Below are 26,097 nucleotides of genomic sequence, written 5' to 3'. Positions count from 1 at the left end.
CGGCCTTGAGCGCGATGCACTGGGTATGGAAGGCATTGGAATAGGTCAGGGAAAGGATCTGTGAGAGGGGCAATGGTGGATAGACAAGGCCGTCCGCGAATCCCATCCCCTCCGCGGGGCGGGAGATTCGCGCCTTCAGTATGGGCTCCAGCCGTTCTCCTGCAACAGTTTGAAAGACAGGTACGGACACGTTTTCGCCTCCTCTCCGTTTTGCCGTTAGTTTAAGGGTCACGGTGGCTCATAACAATATAAATATATAGATTTATATTGTTTTAACAATAAAATTTTAATAATATCACACCGGGCAAGAGCCATGCGACAGGAGGCGATGAGCAGGATGCCTGTGGAACTGCGGGATATGAAGGTGGATTTTATATCGCTCGTGTCGAAGGGGGCGAACGGCAAGCGGATCATCTGGAAGGCTGGGGATGAGAGGCCCGAAGGGGCCGACGCCTTCGAGACGCCGCTCCGCAAGCTCGTGAAGAGCGACGAGAAGCGTGTGGTCTACGGGATCGTGTACGGGCCGGGCCAGGTGGACAGCCAGGGCGAGTACGCGGAGAAGGGCGAGATCGAGAAGGCGGCGTATGGGTTCATGAAGGGCCTGCGCCTGTTGAACGTCGACGCGCAGCACGACTTCGACCCCAAGGCGGCGTTTGTAGCCGAGAGCTGGATCACGAAGGGAGCGGACCCCCTCTTCCCGGACGAGCCGGAGGGCAGTTGGGCGGTGGGGATCCGTGTGGAGGACGAGGCGCTCTGGGCGAGCGTGAAGAAGGGCGAGCTGGCGGGCCTGTCGATGGCCGGGTACGCCGCGAAGGTGCGGAAGGGGGAGGACGGGGTATTGGCAAAGATGGAGCAGTTCTTTACCAGCCTATTGAAGGCGGTCGAAGGGGCGGAGGCAAAAAATGCCCAGCCTGGACAGCCTGCTGAGACAAAGCCTGGCGCGGGAGCGCCGGCTGGCGAAGCGGCGGCTGAGGCCGAAGCCGTGGCGAAGATCGCAAAGGCGCTCGAGGGCATTCCCGCATTGACCGAGAGCATCGCCAAGCTGGATGAGCGCATCAAGGCGCTGGAGACCGCCACGCCGGGGCAGATGTCCAAGGGCGTGGACGGCAACGGCGCGGACGACGGCAGTTATGGGTTTCTGTAGGGGGTGGGACGATGCCTGACAAAAGCTTCAAGGCAATGATGGAGGAGTTCCGAAAGGCCGGGGAGTTCACGCCGGAGATGGTGAACATCGGCGGCGTGGTACGCCCGGAAGAGACTGACAGGTTTATTGACCTGGTGGTCAAGGGCAATCCCATCCTGTCGCGGGTGACGGTGGACCGCGCCCGAAAGCTGACCAAGGACGTGAACGTCTGGGAACTGCTGCGCGGCGTGCTGCAGCGCGTGCCGCAGGGCACGAAGCCGGATAAGTTCACCAGCTTCAAGAACGTGGGCAAAAAGCTGGAGATGAAGGATGCGCAGCTCTTCGCCCATATCCCGATGGACTATCTCCGCGACAACCAGCACCGGCCGGGGCTCGAGAGCATGGTCGGGAGCCGCCTGGCGGAGACCTACGGCAACGACGTGACGCTGCTGGCCTTCACGGGCACAGCGGACGACTTTGCCGGGAAGGCCTTCGACAAGCTGAACAAGGGCTGGCCGCAGCTCCTGAAGGACGCTTCCGACAGCCACAAGGTGGATGTATCGGACCACACGGGCGGCACCCCTGCGGCCGTGAACTGGGAGGGGCTCTTCAGCGCGATGGTGGAGCAGCTGCCGGACGTCTACAAGGGCGAAAAGACCGTCTTCCTGATGAGCCGCGGCGACGCGGAGCTGTACCAGCGCCAGATTGGCCAGATGGTCGGCGGTCTCGGGCACCTGCTTGCCAAGCAGAACCTGACCTACCTCGGCTACGAGATCGTGTCCCTGAACGAGATGCCGCGGGGACACGTCATCTTCACGCCCCTGCCGAACCTGGTCTACGGCGTGAACACGAGCATGGAGCGGTACCGCGAGTACAGCGGCGAGGAGCGCTGCATCAAGTACACGTTCGACAGCTCCTTTGACTTTCAGGTTGCGGTGGACGACGCGGCCGTCATCGCCTGGGACAAGCCCTAGTAGAAGCGAGGTGAGTGAATGAGCGCGGAGAAGCAGCGGCTGACCGTCCTGAACCGCCTGAGCGCCGAATACCCCGCCTCCGTGTCTCTCGAAGAACTGAGGAAGGACACGGCCCTCCACGAGGCGGACTTTCGCCGGACCGTGGCGTACCTGGAGGAGAAGGCGCTAATTGACGTAGAGGACCTCAAGGAGGGGGTGGGCGGGGTCTTTGGCATGGCGCGCATCACAGCGTCCGGACTGGACTTCGTGGAGTGCAGCGCCAGGCGCGTGCGGGCGTCGTGGATTCGGTAGCCCATGCCGGAGATCGAGATCGACGTCGCCTATCTGCGCCGCCTGGGGAACCTGCCCGGCCCCGTCCAACTGGGGAATTCGGTGCTGGAGCCGCACGTCGAGAGCGCGGTGTCCGAGGTCCTGGCGATTCTGGGAGCGCGTGTTCCCCAGGGCGCGGTTGAAGAGGGACGCGTTCGTCTGGCGATGGGGTGCTTCGCGATGGCGAACGCTCTTCCCGTGCTGAACACGTTCTACCTCTCCCAGGCGGAGAAAGTGCCGCGCCAGGTGGCCCTGACGGATTACGTCTTTCATGACGCAGGCGAGCTCCTGAAGCTGGCGGCGTACTGGAAGAACCGGGGTTACGAGGCGTTGCGCGATGTGGGACGCACCGGCGGAACGGTCGGCGTGTCCGTGATCTGAACGAGGAGGTAAGGAATGAACTGGCTTTTGGAGAACGCGGCCCTTCTGAGCCTTATTGTTTCGACGGCCAGGGGCGCGCAGGTGCCGCCCGAAGTGGCGCTGGGGATCATCAAGATAGAGAGCGGCGGGGACCGGTATGCGGCGAAGATCAACCCGACGTATCCCTACATGATGATGCAGGCGAAGCGTCCGGCCGGATGCTCCGTGGACGTGGAGCGGTTGTTCCAGAAGACGGCCTGGGGCTTGATGCAGGTCATGGGTGCGACGGCCCGTGAGCTGGGCTTTGACGGCTGGCTGTCGGAGCTGGTCGTTCCGGAGACGAACGTCCGGCTCGGCATCGAGTTTCTGGGTCGGAAGATGTCGCAGCACCTTGAACGGGACGGCATCGAGGGCGTCGTAGCCGCCTACAACGGCGGCGCTCCGAGGCGCAGACCCGACGGGAAGTTCGTCAACCAGACCTACGTCGACAGGGTGATGGAGGCCGCGAAGCGTTTTGAAGCGGTCGTTTCAAAATTTGAAACCCTTGAAACACAGCCTGCCGCAAAGGTTGAGCGCAAAAAGAAGCGGGGCGGCCAGCTCGAGGAAGCAGCGCCCTCCGAAGAGGCTGAAACGCGAGACCCCGTAGAAGGGGCGTAGAGGCCCCCAGCAGGATTTCGGGGCGTGAGGCAACCTGCCCTACCTTAAAATTCTTAAAGCACGCCTCAAACGCTTTTTTAATCAATTCTAACGGGGGTATCGAATAGGGGATGGCAGCCAGGACACAAGAGACGGAAATGGAGCGACTCATTGAGACGATGCGGGGCATCGTCGGGGCGCTGAATGCCCACGGGCTGGGGTTGGGCGACGGGGTTTCCCTCGTCGACCGCCTGGCCCGTCTGGAGACGCGGCTGGATCATCTGGAGAAAACGCTGAACAACACGCAGAAGATTCTGGTGGGGCTGGCAATAAGCGTCCTGACCCTGCTCATCAAGATGGCGATCGAGGGGCTGTTGAAACGATGATCCCCCGCGTCGAAGAGGCCCTTATCGCCGAGCTGGAACGCCGTATCGTGGCGGCCATGCCGGAGACGGCTCCCGGCGATGGGAACATGCCGGAGACGTTCATAACCACCATTGAAAGCCGGACGGTGGTACCGAACGTGCAGGAGGAAAACGACCTGACGGTCTTCTGCATGGTGACGGCCGAGGTTTCCGTGATCTTCTACAGTCAGAAGACCCGCTGCGACTACTCCCCGTTGCTGGCGGACTTTTGCCGTCATCCCTGGATCGACCTGGGCGGGGTATATGCGAAGGTGCGGATTGAGGGGAGTGAGGCCGCGGAGGGGCCATACCTCTCCAACGACGCCTGGCTGTTCCGGGCGGAGTATCCGGTGTTCGAGGTCGAACCCGGCCACGCCTGGCAGACCCCGGCAATAGGGCACGTGTCGGTGGGCGTGCAGGATATCTACCCCAGAGCGCTACCGGACACGACGAACGAGCCGGAAGGAGGCGGACGATTTGTCCGGCGGTAGCGAGTTAGAGCGGCGGATTTCCGAGGTGCTGCGGGTCGGGGTGGTCTCCGAGGTGCAGCCGGAGAAGGGACTCTGCCGGGTGAGTTTTGGCGAGCGAGTGTCCCCTCTGTCGCCCTGGTTCGCCCCACGGGCCGGGAAGGACAGGGAGTTCTGGCATCCGGACGTCGGGGAACAGGCGGTCTACTTCTCGCCCTACGGCGACGGGTCCGAGGGGTTTGTCCTGCCGGGCATCTTCTCGAACAAGATGCCGCTGCCCAATGGAGCCCGCGAGGGGCTGCATATTATCGAGTACGAGGATGGCACGCGGATCGAGGTGGACCGGAAGGAGCACGTCGTGGAGATCAAGGACAGTTACGGGAGTTATATCCGCATGGAGGACGGCGACATCCTCATCCAGGCGACACGAGAGCTTCTTTTGAACGATGCGACTTAGGAGGCGAATATGCCCAGAGCGGCGAGAATCGGGGATATTGGGGCTTGCGCCGTACATGGTCCGAATTCTTTGGCAACCGGCAGCCCCAACGTTAAGATCAACGGCATACCGGCGCACAGGATTTCGGACTCGTGGAGCTGTGGAGCGGCACAGGCGGAGGGGAGCCCGAACGTGCGCGTCAACGGGTTGCCCCTGGGGCGCATCGGAGACCAGGGGGATCACGGCGGCCCTGTCGCTACGGGCAGCCCAAATGTATACGTTAACGACGGCCGCAGGGTGAGAGCATGAACCTTCTGGATGCCATCCCGGAGATAGGGAAAATTCTGGACGACCTGATCTCCACCCCCGAGGAGAAGCGTGAGGCGCAGCTCCGGTTGCGGGAGATCGACGTGCGCGAGGTCGAGGCTCGCCTGGGCGTACAAAAAGCATGGCTCTCGAACCAGTCCGTCTTCGTGGCCGGGGCCATCCCGACGGTGCTCTGGATGGTGAGCCTCGTCATCTTCTTCAATCACATCCTTGCACCGCTCCTGGCGCACTGGGTGCAAATTCCGACGCTGGATCTCCCGGCGTGGTACTCGCAGCTTGCGGGGACCATCGTCCTGGGGCTCTTCGGAAAGAAGGCGTGGGACTCCTCCGAGATCCACTGGGGCGGGCAGGTCGTGAAGCCGGCGAAGGAGAAGGTCGCAGCGGAGATCGAGGAGCCGAAGCCACAGGGAAAACCATCCAGACCTAAACCAACCCCTCGCAAGGCTGCTGCAAAGCCGGCAGAAAGCAAGGAAGAGGGAAGCCCCGAACCCAAGGCGGTCTCCGAGATGAGCGCTGAAGAAGTGGACGCCCGGCTGCGGCAGATGTGCGAAGAGCGCGGCATCGAATGGTGATGCAGACTGGGATGTCCCGTGCGCCGTCGGACGGGCGTTTCACCGTCCTGGAGCCGCTGGACCACATCAGGCAGTCCATTCTGGACATTGTTTCCACTCCTGTCGGCACGCGCGTGATGCGTCCTGAATACGGCTCCAGGGTGCCGAGGTTGGTGGACCAGCCCGTGACGAAGGGCTGGAAGCTCTCGGTCTACACGGCGGTTGCGGAGGCGTTGCACCGCTGGGAGCCGCGGGTCCGGGTGGACCGCGTGCGCATCGATGCCGTCGGCCCCGGCGTGGTCGAACTGGCCATCCTCTACAGGCTCCAGGATGGCACGACAAACGAAGCGAACGTAAAGGTGGGACGCCCAAAATGAGACACCTCATCGACCTCTCGAAGCTCCCGGCCCCGCAGCTCATCGAGGAGCTGGATTATGAAGCGATTTTGAACGAGATGAGAAAAAAGCTGCGCGAGCTCCTGCCGGAGTGGACGGGATACGAACTGGAATCCGACCCGGCGAACAAGGTTTTGGAGGTTGCGGCGTATCGGGAGATGCTGCTGCGCCAGCGCGTGAACGAGGCTGCGCGCGGCGTCCTGGTTGCCTTCGCCCAAGGCAGCGATCTGGACCATCTGGCGGCGTTCTACCCCGATAAGCGCCTGGAGGGGGCGTTGGCTACCTTTGCGGGCAAGTTGACCCTTGCGGCGCCCCTCGGCATGGATGTGATGATCCCAGCGGATTACCGCATCGTTGCTAAGAACGGAGCCGTCGAGGCCCGATTGATGAGAGCCGTAACGATTCCCAAAGGGGAGACGGTCGGTGCGGCCCACTTCGAGGTTGTGCGCCCCGCCGGATTGGACGCGAACGGCCTGAATTACGCCCGGAGCTGGGAGGCGATCAATCCGCTTCCGTTCGTCGTGCTGGTCGAGCAGACGGAGGTCTCCAGCGGTGGCAGCGACCCGGAAAGCGACGAGGCGTTCCGGAACCGTGCCCGCGAGTCGCTCCACCAGCACAGTACCGCCGGGGCCTACGGAGCGTATCGCTACCACGCTCAGTCGGCGGACGTGCGCATTCGCGACACGGAGGCCTGGAGCCCCGAACGGGGGCACGTGAGCGTCGCCGTGCTCTCGTCCGAAGGGGACGGCTCCGCGGACTCGATCATGCTCCGGCGCGTGGAGGAGCGGCTCTCCGGCGAGGACGTCCGTCCTGGCACGGACTTGGTGGCGGTCGTCAGTGCAGAGATCGTTCCCTACGAGATACAGGCCGTCCTGGAGCTCTACCCCGGCGTGGCAGGGTCGCCGCCGCTTGATGAGGCGAAGAAAAGACTGGAACGCAAGGTTGAGGAGCTGCACCGACTTGGCTGCGATGTCCCGCGAAGCGCCCTGATCGCCGCAGCGCACGTCTCCGGGATCAAGAAGGTCGAGCTGATCAAGCCCGAGGCGGATATCCCTATCGGACGTCATCAAGCCGCGCACTGTACCAGGATTGAGGTCGGGAGCCGGGTCGCCGATGAGCCGTAACCTGGACCTCCTCCCCTCGAACGCCCTACCGTCCGAGCGTGCCCTGTCCCTCGCGGCACGGTTCAGCGACGACATCCTGCCTGAGGACATCAAAAAGCTGTGGCGGCCGCAAGAGGCCCCAGCTGCCTTCCTTCCCTTCCTGGCCTGGGGGCTACACGTGGATTTCTGGCGCGACGAGTTGGCCAGCCAGGCGAAGCGCAATCTCATCGCTGGGGCGTTTGAGTGGCATCGCCTGGAGGGGACATTTGGGGCCATCCGCCGCATCTGCACGGCCGTGTTCGGCGAAACGCGGGTCCTGCCCTGGTATGAATACAGCGGCGAACCCTACGGCTTCAGGGTCACCACCGAGGGGCGTATGGGAACGATAGAAGACTGGGAATCGCTGCGCAAGGCCATCTGGTTCGCTCAGGCCCTGCGCGACTGGCTGGACGGCATAGAGATTCATCGCAACCTCAGGCTGGACCTCTCCCACGGCACGGCGACGTTCCGGAGCGGCCTGCATGAAATACGTCCGGAGTATCCGGAGCTGAACGAAACACGCCTCACGGTCGGTATCGCGACGGTTCAGGGCGGGTACGCGAGCGTGGGGCTCTCCAGGCCGAAAGGGACCCGGACGGCGGTGTTCTCCGGTATTGCGATGGTCCAGGTGCATTACGTTACCATCGGCCCCGCCGGGGCCTGACAGGAGGAATAGACAATGGCGAAATTCGGGGGCATGACCCTCACCAAGGAAGGACGGAACCTGCTCGCCAAGGCATTGACGGGCAAGGACCTGAAATTCGTCCGCGTGGCGGCCGGAGACGGTCGCCTACCGGGCGGACAAAGCATCTACGATATGACGGCGATGGCGCATCCGGTCCAAGACCTCCCCATCGCATCCTGCACAGTCACGGGTGTGGGCACAGCCACCATCCAGGCCGTGATGACGAATCAGGGGCTCGCCATGGGGTTCTTCGTACGGGAGATAGGGCTTTTCGCAACCGATCCGGACTCCGGGGCCGAGACGCTGTACGGGTACTGCAACGCCGGCAACGAGGCGGACTACATGCCCGGACAGAACGGGCCGGACGCGGTGCAGTATCTGTTCTCGCTCGTGACCGTCATCGACCAGGCGCAGAGCGTCACGGCCGTGATATCGAGCGACCTGGTCTTCGTGACCCATCCGGAACTGAACGCCCGCATCGACGAGCTGTTCACCGCCTCAGCGCCCATCTTCGAATTCTGGACGCGCGCGCAGGGCGACGACAAGAAACTGCGTCCGGCATCGCTGGACAAGGTTAAGCTGTCCATTCTCGGCACGCACGACATCGAGAACCTGGACGGCCGCATACGGGTCCTCGAGGACGTCGTCGCCCAAACGCTCCTCGAACTGGAGGTTTCTAACATCTACCCCAACTACACGCACTTCATCATCGAGGACTTCCGCAAGCCAGACCAGGCGGACATGTTCTCCTGCAAGGTGGTTCACGTCGTTGCGGGGTCGAGCGCCATCGACTGCGAGCGCATACAGGGGCTCGTCCCAGGCTGCACCTACACGCTGACGGACGGGGCGAGCCGGGAGCTGGTGCAGGTCCGCAGCGTAAATGTCGAGAACGGTCTGAACCGCATCGTGACGTCCGAGCCGGTCAAGAACACCTACCGAGGCGGCAAGACCCTCCTGTACCGCACCTCGGCAATAATAATGCCAGATAGCGCGGAGGGCGTTTCTGCCCCAATGATTGCTGCCTGGCGACCGATGGAGACCTGGAAGGGCGTAACTGGCAACACGGTGTTCGACGTTGTCGCGCCGACCAACCTGGCGTCGGCCGGTGCGTTCGAGCTAGAGGGAGATATCTCCTGGTCGGGGTCGACCGTAACTTTGGAGGTCGCATGAGCATTCGGATGAGAAAATTCGGGGGCTACGGGATGGGCTCGCGCGGAACGGCAACCCTCTCCTCCGGACAGATAAACAGCTACGCCCCGATCTCGGCCATGACGGACAGAACCGTGACGATCGGCCTGAAGAACGTGGGGACGCTCGACGACTTTGCGCCTGACGTCGAGGTCCTGCTGCACGTCTCTGCGACGAAGGGCTCCGAGACGGCGAAGCTGGGAGAGTACGCCTTCGCCAGGATTCGGAGCATCGAGGGCTCGGTCCTGACGCTGGACAGGATGCCGGTCTGGTCCGTCTCGGATTCCGACCTGCCGAACTATTGGATTCAGGCGGTGACGGTCCCTAACTTTGAAACCCTGACGCTGAAGGGGGCGCTCCAAGCTGCCACCTATAGCGCAAGCACGCACTGCGGCGGCATCCTGGCATTGAAGTGCTCAAAAGAGCTGGTTTTCAACGGCGGACGCATGGACGTATTGAACAAGGGCATCCCTACGGGGGCGGCTGCGCTGCGTCCCGCCATTCCGGAAGAGGCTACCGAGGAGGGCAGGCTTTTTATCCATTCCGCCCTGCCTGTGATGAACAGGGGCAATGGCGTGGTGATGGTCTGCGCCAGGCGCACCACGTTCGACACCGTGGCCGTGATCGGGGCGTCGGAGTTCGGGAACCCCGATAAAGGCGCCGGAGAAGGCGGGGCTTCCATCCTGTTCGTCTCGGACGAGCTCGTTAACTTCAGGGCGGAGGCCATTTCCACGGGTGGCATCAGTGGCGGGGTCGGCCGGGGACGCTGCCGCATTGCCACCCGGTCGGAACCGGCGCTGCAGATCCCGTCACGCGAGCTCCTCTACGGGCACGACCTGATCCACGACCCGGATGCGCTGCGCAGACTGGGGTTCCGGAGCTTTGGGGACGGCCGACACAAGAGCGTGACGAACCCGACGGAGGTTCTGTGCGGCTACGCTCCCATCAGCCGCATCGGGGCGGACCTGAAGACCGCCGAGACGCAGTACCTCCAGAATGCATTCTACGCTCCGCTGGAGGAGGGCGCCCTGGCTCTGTTCCACGTCTCAGCTACGAAGTCAGCGCACATTCAGGATTACGGCCGGTATGCGATACGCCGGATAGTGCACCGAACGGCGAGTGGCAGCAATGCCGTCTTCTTGCTGGATGAACCGCTGCCCGTGCCGCAGAACATCACGGACAACTACTGGTGCCAGCTGATAGGCATCCCGCAGTTCGAGACCCTGACACTCCGGGACTTCACGCTGAACGTTCCCGCGTGGAACGACTCTGTGAAATGCGGGGCAATCCTGCCCCTGGCATGCAGTAACCTGCTGAGTCTGACGAACGCGAAGGTTTTGACGGAGCCGGGGAAATTCCCCGTCGGCAGGAGATGGGGCGATGATGATAACAAACGCTTCATCAATCAGACTAACGCGGTCGGAGCAACCCGCATGATGCTGGGTGAGAAGAACGGAGCGGTCCTGCTGTTGGCGAAGCAAATCGCGGCGGACGGGGCAAGCCGTGTCGGAGGCGAGCAAAGTCCCCTTCTGTTGGGTGGCAAGGGCGGAGAACCGTTCCTGTTTTCCGATTGCAAGTATCGGGATGAAGATGTTTGGGATGCTCCGTCCAAAGCAAGGGGAAAATCCGGGGGCTCCGGCTTCGGAGGCGGGCAGGGGGCCCACAGTGGCCAGGGTGCGTCGATCAATGTGTTTGGTGTGGCGGTCGTCAAGGGAACGACCCCTTGCCCCGCTGGAAACGATGCCGTTGACGGCTGGGGGGCTCCAAAAACGTCACAATATAGCGGCTTTCGCTACAGTATGCCCGGATACACAGGGGGTGGAGTCACCCAAGGCACTTGGAGTGGCCACGCGGAAGGCACAACTACTTATAGTGGTGCATCCGGGGCCTGCATCCTCGTCGTTTCGGAGACTTCCCCGGACGAATTGCATGCGGTGATGAGTAGCGGCGGACACGGTGGGAGGCCGGATATTGGGGTGGGCACCAAAAAAGACGGAATACGATTTTACCCCGGCTTCTGCGGCGGTGGTTCCGGACAGCTGATGTATTTCCACGTGGGAGGTGATGCGTGATGGTGACGACAAACATCCTGCGGTACGGTCTGGACGAGGCAGTTCTGGACCGTCGCGGTATGATCCGCACCCGAGATGGCTCCGAGTTGGACTGTTCAGGCGCGACCTCAGTCGAGGGTATTGAGGTTGGTGGTTCCGAGCCTCATGGAACGAAGCGCCGCGTCGCGTTCCGTGTCGGTGGAGCCTGGGGTGTCCTGGAGCCGTCCGGCACGCCCGGAACGGCTTTATTCGTCCCCTTCCTGGAACAGGGCATCTCGGCAAACTCCGTGATCGACGAGGGGAATACGGCGGACGAGCTCCAGGCGTTCTCGTCCGTCCCCGACTTCGCGGGGAAGAAGGTCGGCCTGGCCGTTGCCCTGTGTGCCAAGCTCGACGCGTCCGAGATGCCGACCCTGTCCCTGGCGCTGAAATGCAGGAACGTAAATGACACCTTCGTGAAGGTGCTCACCTCCCCGGAGCTGGACTTCGGCACCGCTTCCGAGATATCTTCCGCGCGGGTCGATCAGGCGTCCTCGAACGGTGGTTCCGTGTCCGTGAAGGCACGGCTGACCTTGCAGGACGGGACGGTCACCGACTGGCTGAACGTTTCGGAGATCGAGGGCCGGGCGGCGCGAAAGGTGCAGTACCAGGCCACCCTCCAGGCGGAGACGATCGGGACCTCCGTCGCTGTCCTAAACTCGGTCCTGACGGAGTACACCCGCGGCGTGGGCGTCATCTCCGGTAAGGGCACCGTCGAGATCGTCTCCGTGACGCGCAACTGGAACATTCCGCTGCGATCGCTTCGGATGCGGGTCCGGCACGCCAGGCTGAAAGACTCCGTTCTCTCCTGCCACGTCGCGTTCAGGGACCTCCCGAAGACCGTCGTCGGCGAGAACGTTGGCGTCGGGACCGGCGAAACGGCGACACACCAGTTGGCGCACGTAGGGGGCCTGCATCACGATTCGCTGCGTGTGTATTTCGACGGTGTGCGGCAGTACGCCGGATACGAGTTCAACGCCGAGGTGGGCCGCGTGACCTGCGCCGCGCCGGTGGGAGCGGTCGTGACCGTGGACTACGAGTACGGCTGGGGCATGGAGGAGTGGCAGGTCATGCGGAACAACGGGACTGTGCCCGGATTGGATTTCGACGCGACGGAGTTTGTCTACGCGCTGCCGCCTAGCAGTACGCCGAAATCCATCTGCGCGGTGAAAATCGCCCTGGAGACGACGGGCGGGACCGAACGGGGCGAGGCCCTGGGAGAGGGCGCGGGGGCGCTGAGGTCCTATCCCCTGGCACACGTCGCGAAACAGGGCAGCCCCGTGGTGTACTCGGATGGCGTGCGGCTCCCCGACACGGCGTGGAGCCTGTCATTGGACGGGACGACGCTCCGTGTGTTCGCAAGCTCCGGTGCGGCGCTGACGGCAGACTACGAATGGCTCTCCGAGACCCCGAAGGTCCGGCAGTTCGTGGCTGTGTTCGCGGAGTAGGGAGGAGGAAGGGATATGGGAATGTGCAGATGCCCGGCCCCGAAGACGATGTCCGGGATCGACCTCGATACGCTGAAGACGCTGAAACTGGATGAGCTCAGGGAAGCCCGGATTCGGGAGATAGAGACCGGCCGGGCGGAGATAGAGACGCGGGTCGGCAAAGTGCTTTTCTGGACGGCCCGGGACGCTGCGGCGGACCTGGGGTTTTACGTCCAGGAGATAGCCTTGGCGATGGCTTCCGGGCAGCAGCCGCAGAGCATCGTCCGGAAGTGGAAGACCGCCGGGGGCGTGATGGACCTGCCCGGCGACGTGGCAATCCACATCGGGAAATCCCTCGCGGATTGGAACCAGGTGCGATTCGATCGGGAGGCAGCGTTGGCCGCTAAGGTTGCAGCCGCCAAGACCCCCGAAGCCGTGCAGGCGATTACGTGGAACACGGAGGTGAATTGAATTGCCAGAGCAGTTTTTGCACGGAATTGAAGTAGTCGAGCTCGACGACGGCCCTCGCCCCATTCGGACGGTGAAGAGTTCCGTCATCGGGCTCATCGGCACGGCCCCGGAGGCGGACGCGAAGAAGTTTCCACTGGATACGCCCATCCTCATCGCAGGACGCCGCACCGAGGCAGCGGGGCTGGGGAAGACGGGAACGCTCCCGACGGCTATCGACGGCATCTTCGACCAATGCGGCGCGATGGTCGCCATGGTGCGTGTGGCAGAGGGAAGCGCCGAAGAGACGAAGAGCGCGGTCATCGGCGGGGTGGACAATGACACAGGGAAGCGCACCGGCCTGCAGGCGTTCCTGGACGCGCGGAACGCCATCAAGGTCACACCGCGCATCCTCGCCGCACCCGGCTTCAGCCACGAGCTGGCTGTGGGTACGGAGATGAACAGCCTGGCCCAGCGCCTCAAGGCCGTGGCCATCGTCGACGGCCCCAACACCACGGACGCAGCGGCCATCTCGGCACGCGAGAACTACGGGAGCGACCGCGTCTATGTGGTCGACCCCTGGGTGAAGGTCTGGGACGTGGCCCAGAAGAAGGAGGTCGTTCAGCCCGCCTCGGCCCGCGTCGCCGGGCTCATCTCCAAGATGGACAACGCCAGGGGCTGGTGGTGGTCACCATCCAACCAGGTCATCGACGGCATCGTGGGAACCGCGCGTGGCATCGACTTCGAGATATCCGACGTGAACTGCCGTGCCAATCACCTCAACGAGCACGAGGTCACGACCATCGTCCACGAGAGCGGCTATCGCCTCTGGGGCAACCGCTCCTGCTCGAAGGACCCAAAGACGGCGTTCCTCTGCGTCCGCCGCAGCGCCGACATGATCGCCGAGTCCATCCTCTACGCCCACCTCTGGGCCGTGGACCGGGGCATCACGAAGACGTATCTGGAGGACGTCCGCGACGGGGTGCGCGCCTACATCCGGCACCTCAAGAAGGTCGGGGCACTCATCGGCGGCGACTGCTGGGTGGACCCGGAGATCAACACGCCCGACCAGATTTCGCAGGGCATCGTCTACTGGGACTACGACTTCACGCCCGTCTACCCCGCCGAACATTTGGTCTTTCGTGCCCACATCACGGACCGCTACCTGACCGACCTGTTCCCGCTGTCCGCATAGGAGGGAAATAGAATGGACATAAAAACGCCAAGGGTTCTCAGGGGCTTCGACGTCTTCGTCGACGGCCGCGGCTATGCGGGCAAGGTCGAGGAGCTGGAGCTTCCCAAGCTCAGCATCAAGACGGAGGAGTTCCGCGCCGGTGGCATGGATGTCCCCGTCGAGCTGGACATGGGCATGGAGAAGCTGGAGTGCTCCTTCACTCTGGCAGACCTCCAGGCGGACGTCATGCGGCTGTTCGGCATCGGGCACAACCAGCCGGTGTCGCTCACCTTCCGGGGCAGCTTCGGCCTGGGCGACGGACGCACCGTGCCCATCGCCATCAAGGCCCAGGGCATGATCCGTGAGCTCGACCACGGCACGTGGAAGCCTGGAGAAAAGCTCCAGCAAAAGGTGACCGTCGCCCTCAAGTACTACAGCTACAGCGAGAGCGGCGACATGATCCACGAGATCGACGTCGAGAACATGGTCCGAATCATCAACGGCGTGGATATGCTGGCCGAGACCCGCGCCGCCATCGGCGCGTGAGTTAGGAGGATTTGATATGCAGATTAAATTGTCGCATCCGGTCGTGTCGGACGGGACGGAGCTGCGGGTTCTGAACCTGCGCCGCCCCAAGGTGCGGGACGTCCTCCTCGCCGCGAAGATCGGCGGGACGGACGAGGAGAAGGAAATCCGCGTCTTGGCCAATCTCTGCGAAGTCGCCCCCGACGTTGTGGAAGAGCTGGATATGGCCGACTACAAGAAGCTGCAGGATGGTTATCGCAGTTTTTTCGAGGAGGATGGCCGGGCCTAGCGGAACTGCGCAGGGCATGCGCTCTAATCGCCCACGCCCTGCATTTCTCGTTGTCTGAAATTCTGGAGTTGGATTTCGAGGAGTTTTACGACTGGCTTCAGGAGGCCTTATGGGTCTTGAAACACGTCGCCAGGTGGTAGAAGGGCATCAGGAGGAACAGGACCAGGATATAGAGAAGCCCCAGCGCCAGGCCCCACAGAGGCGCAGTCAGGGCGACTAGGACGCCGAACGCGCAGAAGGCCAGAGCCCCCAGCAGCACGGCGGCCAGAAGACCAAAGCCCAGGGCAACGAACCACCACGCGGCGGCGACAAACAGGGCCACGGCAAGAACGGCGACAAACGCCGCAAGCGCATCAATACAGGAACAGGAGCGGAGCATGAAGAATCTCGGCATCGGTCTCGTCATCGGGGCATCCCTCGCTTCCTCGGTTGGGGGCACGTTCAAGAGCCTCGACAAGAGTATAGGACAGCTCCAGGCAAAAGCCAAGGACGTCAAGCTGGGGATTGCCGCGGGGGAGAAGTGGAAGGACCTCCGCGGCGAGGCCCTGAAGTTGTCCTCTGCGCTTCAGGCCGGGAAACTGGACACTGCCGGAATCGCTCGCTTTAACCAGCTCAAGGCCGCGACGAAGGAGGCCGAGGCGGAGGCGAAGAAGTACGGCTTCACCCTGGGCGGGTTGAACAAACAGCTCGGGACGATGCAGCGCTTCTCCGCCGTCCAGAACGGCTTCCTGCGCCGCGCTGAAGCGCGGGATGCGCGCAAGCAGGAACGTGGTGAACTGCGCGGCCGGCTCGCGGGAACGGTGGCCGTCGGTACCGCGATGTTTGCTTATCCGCTGAAGGCCGCGATGGATTTCGAGCAGGGCATGGCCGAGGTTGGGGCCATCACCCGCGCTGACGATGCGGATATGGCGCGTCTCACCGAGAACGCCCGCGAGATGGGGCGGACGACGAAATTCTCCGCCACTCAGGCAGCACAGGGACAAAAATTCCTCGCGATGGCTGGGTTCAAGACGAATCAGATCATCAGCTCCATGCCGGGGATGCTGGACCTCGCGGCCGCGTCCGGTATGGACCTGGGCCGAACGGCGGACATCGCCAGCAACATCCTGACGGGTTTCGGTATGGAGGCCTCGGATATGACGCGGGTCGCCAACGTCATGGCCCTGGCCTTCTCCAGCTCCAACACAGACGTCGAGCAGTTGGGCTACGCCATGAAGTATGCGGCCCCGCAGGCGAAAGCCCTGGGCTTCTCCATCGAGCAGACGGCTGCCATCGTGTCGAAGCTGAGCGACGCCGGCATCCAGGGGCAGATGGCTGGGACCACTCTGCGCGGGATGATCGACAGCCTGACGGATAAGGGCAATGCTAAGAAGCTGAAGGCCCTTAAGGTCGATGTCGTCGACAAAAAGGGCAATCTCCGGGACCTCGGCACGATCATCAAGGAAATGGACAAGAGGATGTCCGCAAAGGGCTGGGGTAGTGCAAAGCGCGCCAGCTTCATCAAGGACGTCTTCGGAGCCCGAGCGGGGACCGGTGCAAATGCTATCTGGGACGCCGTCCTGTCGGGGTCGCTCGAGGAGCTGACTCAGAAGTACATCAACGAGCAGGATGGGGCCGTCCGGCGAATGGCCGACAAGATAAACGCAACGGCCAAGGGCTCTTTGACGCAGTTGGGTTCGGCGCTGGAGTCGGTGGGGATCGACTTGGGGAATGTGCTGCTCCCGCCCCTTGCGGAGACGGCGAAAGGTCTGGCGTCCATCGTGAGCAGCGTATCCCAATTCATGCAGAAGTGCCCGGTGTTGACCAAGTGGGTTGTCGGCCTTGGAGCTGGGTTTTTAGGTCTTAAGGCGGCGACGCTGGCCACGCGTATCGGCTGGTCGCATCTCCGTGACGGCGGCAGCATCGCCCTCGACATCCTCCAGCGCGTCCGCCCCTCCGTCATCGCCAACAGCCTGGCAATGGCTAGAATGCGCGGCGAGGGCTCCGCGCTCAAGGGCATGTTCACCGTCCTGAAGGGCGGCATCGGGAGCTTTGTGTCCGGGGCGTCCGCAGACCTCAAGGCCCTCGGCGGGGCGGTCAAATGGCTATGGGGCCTGTGCGCGGCTCACCCCTTCATCGCTATCGGGACGGCCGTCGCAGCGGTTGCTATCGCAGTTTATACCTATTGGGAACCACTCAAGGAGTGGTTGGGGGCGTTTTGGGAAGGGATTAAGGGGTACTGGGGCAAGTCCGTGGAATGGATTAAAACCTCGGTCTCCGGCCTCGGTGACGCCATAAAGTACCCTTTTGAAGTTGCGTTTGGCTGGATAGAGTCCACTATCGGGAAAATCCAAGGAGCATGGAACAGCTTTATGTCCCTCTTTGGGATGGGGGTGGAGGAGATCAATACAACCCCTATTTCCATCACAACCGACCTGGGCTCGGCTGCCGCCCCCGGCATCTCGCTGGGAGGACTGCAGGGTGGCGATATCGTGGGACACGCCTCCGGCGGCCTCATCAACCGTCCCGTCGTCTCCTGGGTCGGCGAGGACGGCCCGGAGGTTGTCGTTCCTGTCGGCTCCAAGCACCGCCAGCAGGGGCTCTTCTGGCTCGGCAAGGCCGCGTCTGCCCTGGGTATGTCACTCTCTGAAAAGGGCGATGGCGCGTCCGCAAGCTGGGCGGATCGCCTCCGGGAGTTCTCCGCCGCCGTGATGGCCGCTCCTCAGCCCGCCTTGGCGGGGGCTGGGGGAATGACCAATAATTTCACCATCAACCCGGCGCCGGGCATGGATGAACAGGGAGTGGCAGATTTGATCATCCGCAAGCTCGAGGACTGGCAGCGGGGGCAGGCAACCAAACAAAGGAGCTCATACCGTGATGATGCTTTCCTTGGGTGACTTTCAGTTCGGCGTCGACGCAGCTGCCTACGCCGAGCTGTCTCTGAAGGCGGAGTACCCCTGGGCGAAGGTCGACCGCCTCCAAAACACCCCGCAGCATCAGGCGATGGGGCTGGAGGTTCGGAGCGTCAGCCTGCGGGGCACGGTCTATCCTTCCTATCGCGAAGCGGGGCTGTCCCAGATAGAGGCCCTGCGGGAGGCCGCCGCCGAGATGAAGCCCCAGCCCCTCATGGCCGGAAACGGACGCTACCTTGGCAGCTGGGTCGTGAAGAGTATTTCGCAGACCGACTCCGTCTTCTTCAAGGACGGAGCGGCGCAGAAACAGGAATTTACGATGGAAATGGAACGCTTCGACCTTTAGAGAGGAGAAGAACGCAAAGGCCCCGCCGAAGCGGAGCCCTTGCGCCTGTCAGGATCGCACCCTGAACAGACGCCCGCTACACGATTCACAAGCAATCGCGCAGCCTCCTCATTTTACAGGAGGATACGCAATTTGCAACAAGTGCCATTTTTTACGACAAAGAACGGTATGCTCTACAGGGAGGACTGTTTCGACATATTCCCTGATATCCCGGACGGCAGCGTCGACATGATCCTGTGCGACCTGCCTTACGGTACGACGAACTTCACATGGGACAAGAAACTGCCCTTCGGTCGGTTGTGGACGGAGTATTCGAGGCTGATCCGGGAGCATGGGGCCATCGCCCTCACGGCGCAGCAGCCGTTTGCCACCGATCTCATCGTGGCGGGACGCAAACTGTTTCGATACGAGCTGATTTGGGAGAAGACCCTGGCCTGCGGCTTCCTCAACGCGAATCGGATGCCCCTTCGGGCGCATGAGAACATCCTGATCTTCTACAAAAAGCTCCCCATCTACCATCCCCAAATGGCGCTGGGAACGTCCTACTATAAAAAAGGCGGAGGAGACGGCAGCGTCTACGGTCGGAAATACCGCATCCAGGAACACCGCAATACCGGGCAGCGCTACCCGCACCTACACGAACAAGGGAGACCTCGTCCTGGACAACTGTCTGGGAAGCGGCACCACGGCAGTCGCCGCCGAAAGGCTCTCACGGCGCTGGTTGGGTATGGAGAAAGAACACGTGTATTGTGAGATAGCGAAGAGGAGGCTGGAGGAACTTGGAAACACGAACGGCAGTTGACGGGGACCGTCTCGACCTGATCTGCTGGAAGCACTATGGCTCTCTGGATGGGCGCATCGTGGAGACCGTCCTCAACGCCAACCCCGGCCTGGCCATGCATCAGCTTCTGAGTGCCGGCCGGGAGATTCAACTTCCTGCCATCGCCCCCAAGCCGAGGGAGCAGTCGCTATGGTAGAGCGCTATACCCCAACCGCCCGGATCGAGATAGATGGCGAGGACAGAACCCGCCCGATCTGGGAACACTTGGAATCTCTCACCTACTCCGACGCGGAGCAGGGTGAGGCGGACTCCCTGGAGATATCGGTCGCGAACGACCCGCCCTTCACCATGCCCCCCAAGGGCGCGAAGGTGCGTCTCTGGATGGGCTATAAAGAGGAGAGCCAAAGGCTCATGGGAACGTTCGAGGTGGACGAAGCCTCGGTAGAGCTGAAGCCCGCCGTCATGCGGATACGGGCGCGCTCGGCCTCGTTCTCGAAGGGGAAAGACAAGCAGAAGGAGGATATCGAGTGGGAGGGCATCACCCTGGCCGAGCTGGCCGAGAAGATCGCGGCCAGGCACGGCTATAAAGCTAAGGTGTCGATGGATATCCGTTACGATGCCATTGCCCAGACGCAGGAGTCCGACCTGCACTTCCTACAGCGTCTGGCGGAGGAAGCGAACGGCAGCTTCGCCATCCGGGACAACACAATCCTGATCTTCCCCCCGAACCTGAACAGCCGGCCGAAGACGACGCTGGTCTATACCGAAAGCTGCACAGGGTCCTTCACATTGGCGGATCGGGGGAAGTACGGCAGTGTCGAGGCGAAGTGGTGGGATGCCGCAGAGGCGGAAGAGAAGAGCATCGAGGTCGAGCGCGATGAGGGAGAGGCGGTCTACACCATTAAGAAGCGCTTCAGGAACGCCTCCGAGGCGAAGGTCGCGGCGGAGAACAAGGCGGAGCTGCTCCGACGGGGAACGATTCAAGGCTCGCTTACGGTACCGGGAGATGCCTCTATCGTTGCGGGAGCGGAGATTACGCTGGAAGGGTTTAAGCCAGATGAGCTGAATGGGGCCTATCTGGGGACGAACGTCCAGCAGACGATATCAAAATCCGGCTGGACCACTCGAGTAACACTCGAACGCCTGCCGGATTGAGTTATCCACAAAATAGGTTCTTAGTATGTGAGAAAACGGTTCTTATTTCGATTTCAAATTACCAACGACGGGCTTCACCACCGCACCCGTCACCGACAGGAACTTGTCCGTCACGGGCTTCCCCTCCAGGGCATCCGCGACGTTGAGCATCGTCCCCACGTTGTCCACCACCGCCCCGACGTTCAGGGGCAGGCCGCGCTCAGGGATGCTGCGGCCCGTCACGAGCTGGACCATGACCTGCTCGTCACCCGCAGGGTAGAAGGAGGGCATCTCGCAGAAGGTCACGCCGGCGCCCTGGGCCCGCACGGCCTCCTTCAGGGCCGCGATCTCCGCTTCGTACTCCGCCTTGATGGCGATGACGGCACGGCTCGCGCCGACCTGAGCGGCGGTCGCGGACACGGCCCGAACGATGCGGTCCGGGAAGGTGCGGCACAGGTACTTGTCCGTCTCGATCAGGGGCTCGCACTCCGCCGCGTTGACGATGAAGTACTCCGCCTTCGCGTCGAGCTTCACGTGGGTGGGGAACCCCGCGCCCCCCGCCCCCACGACGCCGGCGGATTTTACGCACTCAAGAAAGTCCATGAAACATCCCCCCAGATTCCCTCCGCCGCGGACGCCCCGCGGGCGGCGTCAGAACGCTTCCTCGTACAGCGCGATGACGTCGGCCCGGTCGAAGGGCCGCGGGTTCGTCGCCCCCACCGTCTCCAGAAGCGCCCTGTCCGCCAGCAGGGGGAAGTCCTCGCGCTTCACGCCGTGGGCCCTCAGGGACTCCTTCAGCCCCGCCTCGCGCTTCACGTCGTCGATCGCCTCAAGGCAGGCCTCCGCGTTCTCGCGATCCGGACGCCAGTCGTGGGCGACGCCGAAGGCCCTGGCGAGGGCTGCGAAGCGCGGGACCGTGTCGAAGGTCAGGTTGAAGCGGCACACCGCGGGCAGGAGCAGCGCATTGCACAGCCCGTGGGGCAGGTTGTAATGTCCTCCCAACGGGTGCGCCATGGCGTGGACCAGGCCCAATCCCGCGTTGTTGAAGGCGATGCCCGCCAGGAAGCTGCCGTAGCACATGCGCTCCCGCACCTCTACGTTCGTCCCCTCCTGAACGGCCCGCGGGAGGTTCTGAGCGATGAGGTTCGTCGCCGCCCAGGCCCGACCGTCCGTCAGGGGCGAGGACTCCGTCGAGATGTAGGCCTCAATGGCATGGGTCAGCGCGTCCATGCCCGTGGCGGCCGTGAGGGCGGGGGGCATGGAGAGCATCATCTCCGGGTCGTTGACGGAGATGGTCGGCAGCATGTCCCGGTCGTTCAGGGTCATCTTGTTGTGGTTCGCGTCGGAGATCACCGCGAACTGCGTCACCTCGCTGCCCGTCCCGGCCGTCGTCGCCACGGCGATCAGGGGCGGGATGGGGGTCCTGACCTTATCCACCCCCGCGTAGTCCTCGATGCGGCCGCCGTTCGTCGCCAGGATGCCGATGCCCTTGGCCGCGTCCATGGCACTCCCGCCGCCCACGGCCACCAAAAACCCACAACCCCTTTCCCCGTACAGGGCAAGGCCCTCCATCACCGTCTCCTCGAGGGGGTTGGGCGTCACCTTGCAGAAGAGCTCCGCGTCGATTCCGGAGCCCTTCAGGACGTCCGCAATGAGCTGCGCCTGAGCCAGTCCCACGTCCCCCGTCGAGGCCACCACCAAGGCCGTCTTTGAGCCGAAGCGCGCGGCCATGGAGCCGATCTCCTTCACGCTGCCGCGCCCCACCACGTTGACCGTGGGGATGGTGAACACCTTCATGAAACTTCCCTCCATAGACAACGGTTTTTCGGATGAAATCAAATGATTCGGAAGGCTCCGTGCAGCACGCAGCGCCGCGTTCGGCAGAACGAGGCCGGGGTCGTTGGCCCCTCGCCCGTGGCCGTCGCGATGGTGAAGGCGGTCGGGCAGTCCCCGCCCACTCCGATGGCGGCCAGGGTCGGCGCGTTCTTGACGAACACCGTGGTCTGCATCTCGCGCGCCATGCGGCTCATGTGGTTGACGTTGCTGCTGTGGATGCAGGCGGAGTGACGGAAGCCGTGTTCCAGGCGCTTCGCCATGGCCAGGGCCTCCTCGAAGTCCGCTGCGCGGATGAGGGGCAGGATGGGCATCAGCATCTCCTCCTGCGCGAAGGGATGGTCCTCCCCCGTCTCCACCAGGATGATGCGCGTCTTGGGCTCCACCTTGTACCCCAACTGCTCCAGGAGCAGCGAGGCCGGACGCCCCACCCACTTTCGGCTGGGCTTACCCTTCTCAAGGGTCATCTTCAGGAGCTCGTCGACCTTCGCCGGGTCCTTCAGCTCGAAGGCGCCGTTCCTCAGCATGGCGGCCCTCAGGTCGTCCGCGATGCAGTTGACGGCGATGATCTCCTTCTCCGCGATGCACTGCAGGTTGTTGTCAAAGCTCGCGCCCGTGATGATGTCGATGGCCGCCTGCTCAACGTCCGCCGTCTCGTCCACGACGACCGGCGGGTTGCCGGGGCCCGCTCCGATGGCGGGCTTTCCAGACTGCAGCGCCGCCCGCACCACGCCCGGCCCTCCCGTAGCGGAGATCAGGTTCACGTTCGGGCTCGTCATGAGCTCGTTCATGGCGTCCAGCGAGACGTGCTGGAGCGAGGAGATCAATCCGTCCGGCGCACCGCTCTCGCGGAGCGACTTCATGACGATCTCCACCGTCCGGTGCGTACACTTCGCCGCGCCGGGGTGCGGAGCGAACACCACCGCGTTGCCGCCCGCGATCATGCAGATCGTGTTGTTGATGACGGATGCGACGGGGTTCGTCGAGGGGCAGATCGAGGCGATGACGCCAAAGGGCGCCAGCTCCTCCAGCACCAGGCCGTTGTCCCCGGACACGGCGTGCGTCGTGAAGAACTCCGGCCCCGGCGTCTTCTCGATCGCCACCCTTTTCTTCAGGACCTTGTCCTCGAAGCGGCCCATCCCCGTCTCCTCGCAGGCCATCTTCGCTAACTCCTCGACGTGCGGGCGAAGGTCCTGGCGCAGCCTGGTGATGACGGCCGTCTTGGCCGCAATGTTGAAATCGCCGTGCCATATCGCCTGAGCGGCCCGCGCACGCTCCGTCAGGACCGCGACCTCGCTCCCGTTCCCCTCGCCCCGCTCCTCCTGCATCCTGAGGATGACATCGCGGACGATCTTCTCCATCTGCCGGGTGTCCATTGCCTGGCGCCTCCTCCCGGGGCCTCCGCCCCGCCCTCAAAAATTCAGACGTTCAAGCCCTAAAAGTACCGAACCTCACGGCACCTGCGCGCCCGCCCGCCGAAGCCCCTCGAAACAGCGCACCGCCGCGTCCGCCACGCCCGTGTCCTGCTCCACCGTCCCGCCGCTGACCCCCACCGCGCCCACGATGACGCCCTTGTCCATCAGGAGCCGGCCGCCGCCGAAGGCCACGATGTCCGGGTCGTTGTTCAGGCCGTAGAGCGGCGCGCCCGGCTGGACCAGGGGGGCCAGTCGGTCCGTGTCCATCTTCATCTTCAGCGCCGTCGCCGCCTTGCTGGCGGCCAGGCGGACGCTCACCGGAAGGGAGTCCTTCATCCGCTGAAAGGCGACGGGCACGGCGTCCGGCGAGCAAACGGCGACGACCACGGGAAGCCCGATCGCCTCCGCCGCGGTCCGGGCACACTCGATCACCTCGAGCGCCTCGTCCAGCGTGACCTCCTGCGCCGGGGCCTCCGGTCCGCGGGACGGCCCCGCCTCCCCTTCGCTGATGGTCCGGACGATGCGCGCCACCTGCGTCTCGACGTCCGCCTTGTGCGCCAGGACGTACAGGAGGTCCGACAGTCGGTTGATGAGGCGGTAGGCCTCCTCCTCGATCACCCCTCCGCCGTCCCACAGCGGCAGAGCCACTCGCTCCGCCCTCCGCGCGACGGCCCGCGCCGCGTGCAGCGCGCCGCCCGCGGGCGAATCGCCCGGAAGGACGAACTCGGGCCGCATCGGGTAGCCCTCCAGGAGCTCGTCGATCCACGCCTCAAGGGAGGAGGCCGCCGGGACCTTTGCCTCCCGACGCCCCCGCGCAACGTACGCCATCAGGTCCTGCAGCAGCCTCTGGACCCTCAGCAGGTCGTCCTGCATCGCCGCGGGCCCCAGGCCCCGCGCCAGCCCGATGAGGGCGCCGGCCTCGTCCAGCGTCCCGTTCAGCTCGATGCGCGGGTCCCGCTTCGACACCCTCTGTCCGTCCCACAGCCGGGTCTCGCCGCGGTCGCCCCCGCCCGTGTAGATTCGTGCGCTCATCGTCAAGCCCCCCTCAGGACAGGTCCACCTCGTCCACGATGCCGATGATGCAGGCATCGATGGGGGAATCCGGAAGGGACACGGCCGCGCGCGCCGTGGACCCGCTGACGAGGAGGACCGTCTCGCCGCGCCCCGCGCCCACCACGTCCACGCTCACCAGCATTCGGTCGCGGTCCCCGTCCAGGGCCCCGTCGCCGCGGCGGACCAGCGGCTCCACCAGGAGCAGCTTCTGCCCCACAAGGCGCTCGTCCTTGCGGGTGGCGACGATGGAGCCGACCACCTTTCCCAGCATCATGAGATCTTTCCTCCGTTTCGCAGGGCGTTCAACACCTGATCGATCTGCGAGGGCGTGCCGATGAAGGCGACGGAGTTGATGTGCTGCGGGCAGTTGCCCAGAAGCTCGGTCACAGCCACGTCCGCAGCCTTCGCGCCGATATCCGCCGCGGCCAGAACCTCGATGACCATGCCCTGCACCAGCAGCACCGCGCCCCAGTTCGGCGAACCCAGGTTCGCGTCCCCCCGCGCCCGACGCCGGATCATCTCCTGCGTCCCGCGCGACGGGGCCCGAATCAGCTCATACTTCATCGACACGTCCTCTCCCCCCGACCCTTTGGACCCGCCTCAGGGCCTCAGCCCCGCGGCGGCTTTCGTTAATCGCGCAGCGCGATCCGAAGCCGCGCCAGCCGGTCCCGCGCCTCCGGCGTCAGCCGCGCCCCGGCCTCCAGGCGCACGGCGGCGACGCCCCTCAGGTCGTGCCGCGCCGTCAACTCGCCCCAGGTTGTCCACCCCGGCTCCTTCAGGACCAGCGTCCCCCCCGGAGCTGCGGCGTCGGCTCCGACAACCGAGGGTCCAAGGACCTGGACGCCCCATTCGCCGAGGCGGGCGAGACGCCCTTCAAGCCAGGCGCTCCAGGGCGACGCGCCCCCGCGCCAGCGCTCGATCCAGGTTCCGTCCAACAGCACCGGCAGGCCGCGCGCGAGGCACCCGAAGATCAGGGCCCCCTCCGCCGTGCAGGGGATGCCGTCCAGGAGCTCCTTCAGCAGCGGAAGGGGCGGCTCCAGGACGGCCAGCAGGCGAAGGCCCGCTCCCTCTGCCTCCGGGCGCCGAACGCCCTCCAAGGCGCCGTCTGCGCCGCGGGCGTAGGCGATCCACTCGAAGCGGTCCGTCTCGGGCAGCGGGGGAAGGGGCGCACAGGCCACCAGACCGACGCGCGGTCGCCGGAGCCGCTCCAGCACCCTCTCGACCAGGAACTCCAGGTCATCCTTTCCCAACGTCCCCACCTCGCTCTCCCGCCTTCCGTCCTCCTTCGCGAACGTCGCGCCAAAGGCTCAGGGCGATCCCCGACGGCGTGACCAAGAGAGGGTGGGGGGCCATGGACACCGGCGTCTCCACGGCTGCCGTCAGGACGGCCGCTGCGCCGGGCAGGTCCGCGCCGCCGCCGCAGACGATCGTCGGGACCAGGCCCCAGTAGCCGCTCGCCTCGAGGTGGCGCCTCACGATCGAGCCCATCTTCTCCAGCACCGGCCTCAGGACGGGGAGTAGCTCCCTCTGGCGCGCTGGGTCCCGCTTCACGTCCTCCGCGGCCTCAAAGCTGACGTCCATGTTCCCCGCCAGCACTAGGGTCATGTGCGTGCCTCCCGTGGGCTCGTCCGCCGTGTAGACGGACTTTCCGCCCTGAAGGATCGTGATGCCCGTCGTGCCGCCGCCAATGTCCAC

The 26,097-nt window shown here is 64.0% G+C and carries 34 protein-coding genes; 25 read left to right on the top strand and 9 right to left on the bottom strand.

Annotation, left to right across the window (positions count from 1 at the left end; all coding sequences use genetic code 11):
- Positions 1-328: 328 nt before the first annotated feature.
- The 20 genes from SY1_RS08050 (at position 329) to SY1_RS07955 (ending at position 14,949) form a co-directional block, all read left to right on the top strand.
- Positions 329-1,144 (top strand): XkdF-like putative serine protease domain-containing protein, encoded by an 816-nt coding sequence (locus tag SY1_RS08050; protein ID WP_208873365.1) that lies wholly within the window; start codon positions 329-331, stop codon positions 1,142-1,144.
- 11 nt (positions 1,145-1,155) lie between these two features.
- Positions 1,156-2,097 (top strand): phage major capsid protein, encoded by a 942-nt coding sequence (locus SY1_RS08045; RefSeq protein WP_015556731.1) that lies wholly within the window; start codon positions 1,156-1,158, stop codon positions 2,095-2,097.
- Positions 2,098-2,115: 18 nt separating this feature from the next.
- Entirely contained in the window at positions 2,116-2,388 is a 273-nt protein-coding gene (locus SY1_RS08040; RefSeq protein WP_015556730.1) for a hypothetical protein, read from the top strand.
- A 3-nt stretch (positions 2,389-2,391) separates the two neighbouring features.
- The gene (locus tag SY1_RS08035) at positions 2,392-2,787 is read left to right on the top strand and encodes a hypothetical protein (RefSeq protein ID WP_015556729.1); all 396 of its coding nucleotides are present in this window, start codon (positions 2,392-2,394) and stop codon (positions 2,785-2,787) included.
- Positions 2,788-2,802: 15 nt separating this feature from the next.
- Positions 2,803-3,423 (top strand): transglycosylase SLT domain-containing protein, encoded by a 621-nt coding sequence (locus SY1_RS08030; protein ID WP_015556728.1) that lies wholly within the window; start codon positions 2,803-2,805, stop codon positions 3,421-3,423.
- Between the two features lie 137 nt (positions 3,424-3,560).
- Positions 3,561-3,788 carry a hypothetical protein gene (locus SY1_RS08025; protein WP_015556727.1) on the top strand — a complete coding sequence of 76 codons (228 nt, stop codon included), beginning with the start codon at positions 3,561-3,563 and terminating at the stop codon, positions 3,786-3,788.
- Complete coding sequence (locus SY1_RS08020) at positions 3,785-4,297, top strand: hypothetical protein (protein WP_015556726.1); 513 nt, start codon at positions 3,785-3,787, stop codon at positions 4,295-4,297. The genes SY1_RS08025 and SY1_RS08020 overlap by 4 nt, the downstream gene beginning before the upstream one ends.
- The gene (locus SY1_RS08015; protein WP_208873363.1) at positions 4,284-4,730 is read left to right on the top strand and encodes a phage baseplate assembly protein V; all 447 of its coding nucleotides are present in this window, start codon (positions 4,284-4,286) and stop codon (positions 4,728-4,730) included. The genes SY1_RS08020 and SY1_RS08015 overlap by 14 nt, the downstream gene beginning before the upstream one ends.
- Positions 4,731-4,739: 9 nt before the next feature.
- A complete protein-coding gene (locus SY1_RS12660; RefSeq protein WP_208873361.1) occupies positions 4,740-5,018 on the top strand; it encodes a PAAR domain-containing protein in 279 nt (92 codons plus the stop codon).
- Positions 5,015-5,608: a 3TM-type holin gene (locus tag SY1_RS08005; protein WP_015556725.1), complete on the top strand. Its 594-nt coding sequence runs from the start codon at positions 5,015-5,017 to the stop codon at positions 5,606-5,608. Before SY1_RS12660 ends, SY1_RS08005 begins: the two co-directional genes overlap by 4 nt.
- Positions 5,602-5,964: a GPW/gp25 family protein gene (locus SY1_RS08000; protein ID WP_015556724.1), complete on the top strand. Its 363-nt coding sequence runs from the start codon at positions 5,602-5,604 to the stop codon at positions 5,962-5,964. Before SY1_RS08005 ends, SY1_RS08000 begins: the two co-directional genes overlap by 7 nt.
- Complete coding sequence (locus SY1_RS07995) at positions 5,961-7,106, top strand: baseplate assembly protein (protein ID WP_015556723.1); 1,146 nt, start codon at positions 5,961-5,963, stop codon at positions 7,104-7,106. Before SY1_RS08000 ends, SY1_RS07995 begins: the two co-directional genes overlap by 4 nt.
- Positions 7,096-7,788, top strand: coding sequence for a phage tail protein I (locus SY1_RS07990; protein WP_015556722.1), 693 nt, complete (start codon positions 7,096-7,098; stop codon positions 7,786-7,788). The genes SY1_RS07995 and SY1_RS07990 overlap by 11 nt, the downstream gene beginning before the upstream one ends.
- Before the next feature lie 15 nt (positions 7,789-7,803).
- The gene (locus SY1_RS07985) at positions 7,804-8,979 is read left to right on the top strand and encodes a phage tail protein (RefSeq protein ID WP_015556721.1); all 1,176 of its coding nucleotides are present in this window, start codon (positions 7,804-7,806) and stop codon (positions 8,977-8,979) included.
- Positions 8,976-11,069 (top strand): hypothetical protein, encoded by a 2,094-nt coding sequence (locus SY1_RS07980; protein ID WP_015556720.1) that lies wholly within the window; start codon positions 8,976-8,978, stop codon positions 11,067-11,069. The genes SY1_RS07985 and SY1_RS07980 overlap by 4 nt, the downstream gene beginning before the upstream one ends.
- Positions 11,069-12,535 carry a hypothetical protein gene (locus tag SY1_RS07975; RefSeq protein WP_015556719.1) on the top strand — a complete coding sequence of 489 codons (1,467 nt, stop codon included), beginning with the start codon at positions 11,069-11,071 and terminating at the stop codon, positions 12,533-12,535. Before SY1_RS07980 ends, SY1_RS07975 begins: the two co-directional genes overlap by 1 nt.
- Positions 12,536-12,583: 48 nt before the next feature.
- Positions 12,584-12,985, top strand: coding sequence for a DUF4376 domain-containing protein (locus SY1_RS07970; protein WP_208873359.1), 402 nt, complete (start codon positions 12,584-12,586; stop codon positions 12,983-12,985).
- 1 nt (position 12,986) lies between these two features.
- Complete coding sequence (locus SY1_RS07965; RefSeq protein WP_208873357.1) at positions 12,987-14,156, top strand: phage tail sheath subtilisin-like domain-containing protein; 1,170 nt, start codon at positions 12,987-12,989, stop codon at positions 14,154-14,156.
- A 12-nt stretch (positions 14,157-14,168) separates the two neighbouring features.
- Positions 14,169-14,681 carry a phage major tail tube protein gene (locus SY1_RS07960; protein ID WP_015556717.1) on the top strand — a complete coding sequence of 171 codons (513 nt, stop codon included), beginning with the start codon at positions 14,169-14,171 and terminating at the stop codon, positions 14,679-14,681.
- Positions 14,682-14,697: 16 nt separating this feature from the next.
- Positions 14,698-14,949, top strand: a complete 252-nt coding sequence (locus SY1_RS07955) for a phage tail assembly protein (RefSeq protein WP_208873355.1) — start codon at positions 14,698-14,700, stop codon at positions 14,947-14,949.
- A 97-nt stretch (positions 14,950-15,046) separates the two neighbouring features.
- Here the strand turns inward: SY1_RS07955 and SY1_RS07950 are convergent, their stop codons facing one another.
- Entirely contained in the window at positions 15,047-15,343 is a 297-nt protein-coding gene (locus SY1_RS07950) for a hypothetical protein (RefSeq protein ID WP_208873353.1), read from the bottom strand.
- Between SY1_RS07950 and SY1_RS07945 the strand changes: the two genes are divergently transcribed.
- The 5 genes from SY1_RS07945 (at position 15,327) to SY1_RS07925 (ending at position 20,122) form a co-directional block, all read left to right on the top strand.
- Positions 15,327-17,825 (top strand): phage tail tape measure protein, encoded by a 2,499-nt coding sequence (locus SY1_RS07945; protein WP_015556715.1) that lies wholly within the window; start codon positions 15,327-15,329, stop codon positions 17,823-17,825. The two genes, SY1_RS07950 and SY1_RS07945, sit on opposite strands and share 17 nt — an antisense overlap.
- A complete protein-coding gene (locus tag SY1_RS07940; RefSeq protein WP_015556714.1) occupies positions 17,806-18,186 on the top strand; it encodes a phage tail protein in 381 nt (126 codons plus the stop codon). Before SY1_RS07945 ends, SY1_RS07940 begins: the two co-directional genes overlap by 20 nt.
- A gap of 517 nt (positions 18,187-18,703) precedes the next feature.
- On the top strand, positions 18,704-18,988 hold the full coding sequence (locus SY1_RS12815) for a DNA methyltransferase (protein WP_208874030.1): 285 nt from the start codon (positions 18,704-18,706) through the stop codon (positions 18,986-18,988).
- Complete coding sequence (locus SY1_RS07930; RefSeq protein WP_208873351.1) at positions 18,966-19,163, top strand: tail protein X; 198 nt, start codon at positions 18,966-18,968, stop codon at positions 19,161-19,163. Before SY1_RS12815 ends, SY1_RS07930 begins: the two co-directional genes overlap by 23 nt.
- Positions 19,157-20,122 carry a phage late control D family protein gene (locus tag SY1_RS07925; protein ID WP_015556713.1) on the top strand — a complete coding sequence of 322 codons (966 nt, stop codon included), beginning with the start codon at positions 19,157-19,159 and terminating at the stop codon, positions 20,120-20,122. The genes SY1_RS07930 and SY1_RS07925 overlap by 7 nt, the downstream gene beginning before the upstream one ends.
- Positions 20,123-20,164: 42 nt before the next feature.
- On the opposite strand, the gene SY1_RS07920 is transcribed toward SY1_RS07925, so the two are convergent.
- From SY1_RS07920 to pilM, 8 genes are all read right to left on the bottom strand, one after another.
- Complete coding sequence (locus SY1_RS07920) at positions 20,165-20,704, bottom strand: Respiratory-chain NADH dehydrogenase 51 Kd subunit. (RefSeq protein WP_015556712.1); 540 nt, start codon at positions 20,702-20,704, stop codon at positions 20,165-20,167.
- Positions 20,705-20,752: 48 nt separating this feature from the next.
- Positions 20,753-21,898 (bottom strand): iron-containing alcohol dehydrogenase, encoded by a 1,146-nt coding sequence (locus SY1_RS07915; protein WP_015556711.1) that lies wholly within the window; start codon positions 21,896-21,898, stop codon positions 20,753-20,755.
- A 38-nt stretch (positions 21,899-21,936) separates the two neighbouring features.
- On the bottom strand, positions 21,937-23,310 hold the full coding sequence (locus SY1_RS07910; protein ID WP_015556710.1) for an aldehyde dehydrogenase family protein: 1,374 nt from the start codon (positions 23,308-23,310) through the stop codon (positions 21,937-21,939).
- A 75-nt stretch (positions 23,311-23,385) separates the two neighbouring features.
- Complete coding sequence (locus SY1_RS07905; protein WP_015556709.1) at positions 23,386-24,381, bottom strand: cob(I)yrinic acid a,c-diamide adenosyltransferase; 996 nt, start codon at positions 24,379-24,381, stop codon at positions 23,386-23,388.
- Positions 24,382-24,394: 13 nt separating this feature from the next.
- On the bottom strand, positions 24,395-24,676 hold the full coding sequence (locus SY1_RS07900; protein WP_015556708.1) for a EutN/CcmL family microcompartment protein: 282 nt from the start codon (positions 24,674-24,676) through the stop codon (positions 24,395-24,397).
- Positions 24,673-24,966 carry a hypothetical protein gene (locus SY1_RS07895; protein WP_015556707.1) on the bottom strand — a complete coding sequence of 98 codons (294 nt, stop codon included), beginning with the start codon at positions 24,964-24,966 and terminating at the stop codon, positions 24,673-24,675. Before SY1_RS07895 ends, SY1_RS07900 begins: the two co-directional genes overlap by 4 nt.
- A 65-nt stretch (positions 24,967-25,031) precedes the next feature.
- The gene (locus SY1_RS07890) at positions 25,032-25,652 is read right to left on the bottom strand and encodes a hypothetical protein (RefSeq protein ID WP_208873345.1); all 621 of its coding nucleotides are present in this window, start codon (positions 25,650-25,652) and stop codon (positions 25,032-25,034) included.
- On the bottom strand, positions 25,639-26,097 hold a 459-nt coding region (gene pilM / locus SY1_RS07885), incomplete at its 5' end, for a pilus assembly protein PilM (RefSeq protein ID WP_208873343.1). The genes pilM and SY1_RS07890, both read right to left, overlap by 14 nt.

Origin of the sequence: Fretibacterium fastidiosum, from assembly GCF_000210715.1 — a bacterium.
Lineage (GTDB): Bacteria > Synergistota > Synergistia > Synergistales > Aminobacteriaceae > Fretibacterium > Fretibacterium fastidiosum.
Note: the sequence above shows the minus strand (reverse complement) of the source record. Positions and strands in the feature narration are given on the sequence as shown.

Coding starts and splice junctions, on each gene's coding strand:
- SY1_RS08050 (WP_208873365.1), top strand. CDS start 329: ATGAGCAGGATGCCTGTGGAACTGCGGGATATGAAGGTGGATTTTATA.
- SY1_RS08045 (WP_015556731.1), top strand. CDS start 1,156: ATGCCTGACAAAAGCTTCAAGGCAATGATGGAGGAGTTCCGAAAGGCC.
- SY1_RS08040 (WP_015556730.1), top strand. CDS start 2,116: ATGAGCGCGGAGAAGCAGCGGCTGACCGTCCTGAACCGCCTGAGCGCC.
- SY1_RS08035 (WP_015556729.1), top strand. CDS start 2,392: ATGCCGGAGATCGAGATCGACGTCGCCTATCTGCGCCGCCTGGGGAAC.
- SY1_RS08030 (WP_015556728.1), top strand. CDS start 2,803: ATGAACTGGCTTTTGGAGAACGCGGCCCTTCTGAGCCTTATTGTTTCG.
- SY1_RS08025 (WP_015556727.1), top strand. CDS start 3,561: ATGGAGCGACTCATTGAGACGATGCGGGGCATCGTCGGGGCGCTGAAT.
- SY1_RS08020 (WP_015556726.1), top strand. CDS start 3,785: ATGATCCCCCGCGTCGAAGAGGCCCTTATCGCCGAGCTGGAACGCCGT.
- SY1_RS12660 (WP_208873361.1), top strand. CDS start 4,740: ATGCCCAGAGCGGCGAGAATCGGGGATATTGGGGCTTGCGCCGTACAT.
- SY1_RS08005 (WP_015556725.1), top strand. CDS start 5,015: ATGAACCTTCTGGATGCCATCCCGGAGATAGGGAAAATTCTGGACGAC.
- SY1_RS08000 (WP_015556724.1), top strand. CDS start 5,602: ATGGTGATGCAGACTGGGATGTCCCGTGCGCCGTCGGACGGGCGTTTC.
- SY1_RS07995 (WP_015556723.1), top strand. CDS start 5,961: ATGAGACACCTCATCGACCTCTCGAAGCTCCCGGCCCCGCAGCTCATC.
- SY1_RS07990 (WP_015556722.1), top strand. CDS start 7,096: ATGAGCCGTAACCTGGACCTCCTCCCCTCGAACGCCCTACCGTCCGAG.
- SY1_RS07985 (WP_015556721.1), top strand. CDS start 7,804: ATGGCGAAATTCGGGGGCATGACCCTCACCAAGGAAGGACGGAACCTG.
- SY1_RS07980 (WP_015556720.1), top strand. CDS start 8,976: ATGAGCATTCGGATGAGAAAATTCGGGGGCTACGGGATGGGCTCGCGC.
- SY1_RS07975 (WP_015556719.1), top strand. CDS start 11,069: ATGGTGACGACAAACATCCTGCGGTACGGTCTGGACGAGGCAGTTCTG.
- SY1_RS07970 (WP_208873359.1), top strand. CDS start 12,584: ATGTCCGGGATCGACCTCGATACGCTGAAGACGCTGAAACTGGATGAG.
- SY1_RS07960 (WP_015556717.1), top strand. CDS start 14,169: ATGGACATAAAAACGCCAAGGGTTCTCAGGGGCTTCGACGTCTTCGTC.
- SY1_RS07955 (WP_208873355.1), top strand. CDS start 14,698: ATGCAGATTAAATTGTCGCATCCGGTCGTGTCGGACGGGACGGAGCTG.
- SY1_RS07945 (WP_015556715.1), top strand. CDS start 15,327: ATGAAGAATCTCGGCATCGGTCTCGTCATCGGGGCATCCCTCGCTTCC.
- SY1_RS07950 (WP_208873353.1), bottom strand. CDS start 15,343: ATGCCGAGATTCTTCATGCTCCGCTCCTGTTCCTGTATTGATGCGCTT.
- SY1_RS07940 (WP_015556714.1), top strand. CDS start 17,806: ATGATGCTTTCCTTGGGTGACTTTCAGTTCGGCGTCGACGCAGCTGCC.
- SY1_RS07925 (WP_015556713.1), top strand. CDS start 19,157: ATGGTAGAGCGCTATACCCCAACCGCCCGGATCGAGATAGATGGCGAG.
- SY1_RS07920 (WP_015556712.1), bottom strand. CDS start 20,704: ATGGACTTTCTTGAGTGCGTAAAATCCGCCGGCGTCGTGGGGGCGGGG.
- SY1_RS07915 (WP_015556711.1), bottom strand. CDS start 21,898: ATGAAGGTGTTCACCATCCCCACGGTCAACGTGGTGGGGCGCGGCAGC.
- SY1_RS07910 (WP_015556710.1), bottom strand. CDS start 23,310: ATGGACACCCGGCAGATGGAGAAGATCGTCCGCGATGTCATCCTCAGG.
- SY1_RS07905 (WP_015556709.1), bottom strand. CDS start 24,381: ATGAGCGCACGAATCTACACGGGCGGGGGCGACCGCGGCGAGACCCGG.
- SY1_RS07900 (WP_015556708.1), bottom strand. CDS start 24,676: ATGATGCTGGGAAAGGTGGTCGGCTCCATCGTCGCCACCCGCAAGGAC.
- SY1_RS07895 (WP_015556707.1), bottom strand. CDS start 24,966: ATGAAGTATGAGCTGATTCGGGCCCCGTCGCGCGGGACGCAGGAGATG.